The sequence below is a fragment of the Vogesella perlucida genome, assembly GCF_979366545.1.
Map to the genome: position 1 here is coordinate 1 of NZ_CEETRO010000085.1, position 255 is coordinate 255.

A 255-nucleotide genomic window follows, 5' to 3' on the forward strand; every position below is an offset into this window, starting at 1 on the left:
GCTGTGCAGCCTGCCGCTTTACCATGTCTTCACCTCTCAGGAGCCTTCCATGCTTTCCAGACTAGGAATTGGCCATAAATTGCTGTTACTTGTCTTGCCTTTCGGTGGCGCGGCGTGTGTATTGGGTCTGACATTGTCACTGCAGCGCTATGAGGTGTTCTCTGAAATGCGTAGCGCACAGGAGCTGGTTGCTGTTGCAACGCAAAGCGCCAACCTGATTGATGGTTTGCAGACCGAGCGAGGATTAAGTAATGG

1 pseudogene is annotated in these 255 nt (G+C 52.2%); it reads left to right on the forward strand.

Going from position 1 to position 255, the window contains the following annotated elements:
• Positions 1-49: 49 nt before the first annotated feature.
• Positions 50-255, forward strand: a pseudogene (locus ACZ9XP_RS18050) (methyl-accepting chemotaxis protein); the annotation flags it as partial.